The sequence below is a fragment of the Kitasatospora sp. NPDC091257 genome (assembly GCF_044757675.1).
Lineage (GTDB): Bacteria > Actinomycetota > Actinomycetes > Streptomycetales > Streptomycetaceae > Kitasatospora > Kitasatospora lactacystinica.
Genome location: NZ_JBIVVI010001163.1, coordinates 1 through 2,825, shown reverse-complemented (window position 1 = coordinate 2,825; position 2,825 = coordinate 1). Strand labels below are relative to the sequence as shown.

Sequence of the window (2,825 nt, the reverse complement as noted above, 5' to 3'; positions counted from 1 at the left end):
GGTGCCGTTCGCACTCGCCGAGGGGGACGGCGAGGCGGCCGAGGCCGCCGGGGCACCCAGGGCGCTCAGGGCCAGGGCGGGCAGCAGGGCGAGGGCGGCGAGGGCGCCGCGAATCGTCGTACGCATGGTCAGTTCTCCCGCCAGACGGCGATCCGCCAGCGCGCGATCCAGCCGAAGACCAGACCGAAGGCCAGGCCGGCCAGGGTGAGGGTGAGCAGCAGGATCCAGCCGCGGCCGAGGCCCATCGCGGCGCCCTCCGGGGCGGGCGAGGCGGAGGCCAGGTCGACGGTCAGCTCCAGCGGCATGCCGGGGTCGGCCAGGACGCCGTTCTGCGGGGCCAGCGCGTTGCTGACGACCAGGCAGACGGTGGTCTCCGGCTTCTCCTTGGAGCCCTTCGAGGCGGTGGGGCTCGCGGTGACGTAGCCCTTGGAGTCGTCGGTGGACCAGCGCAGGCCGGTGGAGACCACGTCGGTGCGGCCGCTGCCGGCGTCGGTGCCGCGGACCAGCTCCTGGCCGGTCGCGCTGGTGGCCTGGAGCAGCACCCCGTAGTCCCGGGCGACCGGGCGGTCGAGGGCGACGCTGACCGAGGCGCGCAGTTCCTGGCCGGACTTGACCGGGACCTTGTAGACGCGGTGCTCGGAGAACTTCTCGCGGTCGGTGTAGACGCCCGGGGCGAGCACGGGCGCGCTCTCGCACTTGTCGGTGCCGGCGGTCTTGACCGGGGCCACCGTGTAGGTGTCGTTGGAGCGGTCGACCAGCTGCTTCACCTTGTCGGTGAGCTGCTCCTGGGTGCGGACGTCGGTGTAGGTGCCGCCGGTCGCGTTGGCGATGCAGAGCAGCTGCTGGCGGGTCTTGTCGTCGTGGGCCAGGCCCAGGGTGTCGACCACCAGGTGGATGCCCTGGGAGGCGAGCTCGCGGGCGACGTCGCACGGGTCGGGCGGGGTGCAGGTGTCCTCGCCGTCGGTGATCAGCACCACGCGGCGGGTGGTCTCGCCCTTGCCGAGGTCCTGGGCGGCGCCGCGCAGGGCCAGACCGATCGGGGTCCAGCCGGTGGGCCGCAGGGTGGCGACGGCGGTCTTGGCCTCGACCTTGTTGGTCCTGCCGACCGGGAAGAGCTGCCTGGTGTCCAGGCAGCCCTGGGCCTTGTCGTTGCCGGGGTAGTTCGCGCCCAGGGTGCGGATGCCGAACTCGGTCTCCGAGGGCAGTGCGTCGATCACCTCGTTCAGCGACTGCTGGGCCACCGAGATGCGGCTCTTGCCCTGGATGTCCGTGGCGGTCATGGAGCCGCTGACGTCCAGGACGAGGTCGACCCGGGGGGCCTCCTTGGATGCGGGGGCGGCCCCGGCTGATGGTTCGTCGGCGTGGGCGGGCAGGCCGAGGAGCAGCGAGGCGCCCGTTATCGCCAGGGCCGCCAGCAGGCTGCCGAGCCTGGTCTGTGGTCGTCGTCCGGTAGTCACCCGGCCGATCCTAGGGATCATCAGTTCATCGTGGCGAAACGAGTCCGGATCGTGCCTCAACCAGCTCCGGCGCGAACTCCGGCGCATCGGTGCGCAATTCGCTGACGCCGGGCTTACGCGTCGTGGATAGCCTTCCGTACGCATCGGACGGCGGAGGGGGCGCGATGGAGCTGGCGGCGGTCGGCAAGCGGTACGGGCGGCGGGGGCGGTGGATCCTGCGCGGGGTGGACCTGGCGGTCGGGCCGGGGGAGTTGGTGCGGATCGCCGGGCGCAACGGGAGCGGCAAGTCGACGCTGCTGCGGCTGGTCGCCGGGATCGAGCGGCCGAGCACGGGGCGGGTGGTGCGGCCCGGCCCGGCGGCGTACGTGCCCGAGCGCTTCCCGCCGGCGCTGCCCTTCGACGCCTCCTCCTACCTGCTGAGGGTGGGCCGGGTGCACGGGCTGTCGGCGGAGCGGGCGCGGCGGCGGGCGGGGGAGTGGCTGGACCGGTTCGGCGTCGCGGACCGGGCGGGCACGCCGCTGAGCCGGCTGTCGAAGGGCACCTGCCAGAAGGTCGCGGTCGCCCAGGCGCTGCTCCCCGAGGCACGGGTGCTGCTGCTGGACGAGGCCTGGACCGGGCTGGACCCGCAGGCGCGGGCGGTGCTGGACGAGGCGGCCGCCGAGCGGGCGGCGGCGGGCGGCACGGTGCTGTTCGTCGACCACGACCCGGCCCGGCTGGCCGGGCTGACCAGCGCCGCCTACGGGGTCGGCACGGACGGCGTGCTGCGGCCCGTCGAGGACGGTCCCCAGGAGCCGCCGCGGGACGGGCCGGTGATGGAGGTCGAGGTGGACGTCCCGGACGGCGCCCCGCTTCCTCCGCTGCTGCCGGGGGCGCCGGAGGTCACCGCGCTGGCCGGGACGGCGGTGCGGCTGGCGGTGCCGGCCGCGCACTCGGACGCGCTGCTGCGCCGGCTGCTGCTGGGCCGCCCGGCCGTGCGGGTGCTGGCGGTGCGGCGACGCGAGGAGGGGCAGCGGTGACGGCGCGGATCGGGGCGCTGACCCGCTACCACCTGGAGCTGCTGCTGCGCTCGCACGCCTGGTTGCCGCCGTTCCTGGCGTACGCGCTGCTGCTGGTGGTCGGGGTGGCGGCGGGCGATCCGCTGCTGGGCGGCCTCGGCTTCGGCGCGGGGGTGCTGCTGCCGGTGAGCGCCTGGTACGTGCGCAGCGTGCTGAGCGCGGAGCCGCCGGCCTCGCGGGCCTGCCTGGTGGCGGCGGCGGGCCCGGTCCGGGTCCAGCTGGGGGCGCTGCTGGCGGCGCTGACGGTGTCGCTGGTGCTGGCGGCCGGCCAGGTGGCGGCGGTCTGGTGGACCAGTGGGCCGGTGGCCGACCC

At 75.2% G+C, this 2,825-nt stretch carries 2 protein-coding genes and 1 pseudogene; 2 read left to right on the top strand and 1 reads right to left on the bottom strand.

Annotation, left to right across the window (positions count from 1 at the left end; all coding sequences use genetic code 11):
- Positions 1 to 128: 128 nt before the first annotated feature.
- Positions 129 to 1,457, bottom strand: coding sequence for a VWA domain-containing protein (locus ACIQOV_RS35815; protein ID WP_401054999.1), 1,329 nt, complete (start codon positions 1,455 to 1,457; stop codon positions 129 to 131).
- A 164-nt stretch (positions 1,458 to 1,621) separates the two neighbouring features.
- On the opposite strand from ACIQOV_RS35815, the gene ACIQOV_RS35810 reads away from it, so the two are divergent.
- Together ACIQOV_RS35810 and ACIQOV_RS35805 are read left to right on the top strand one after the other, a co-directional pair.
- Positions 1,622 to 2,473: an ATP-binding cassette domain-containing protein gene (locus ACIQOV_RS35810; protein ID WP_401054998.1), complete on the top strand. Its 852-nt coding sequence runs from the start codon at positions 1,622 to 1,624 to the stop codon at positions 2,471 to 2,473.
- Positions 2,470 to 2,825 (top strand): annotated as a pseudogene (locus ACIQOV_RS35805) (ABC transporter); the annotation flags it as partial. The gene ACIQOV_RS35810 and the pseudogene ACIQOV_RS35805, both read left to right, overlap by 4 nt.

Coding starts and splice junctions, on each gene's coding strand:
- ACIQOV_RS35810 (WP_401054998.1), top strand. CDS start 1,622: ATGGAGCTGGCGGCGGTCGGCAAGCGGTACGGGCGGCGGGGGCGGTGG.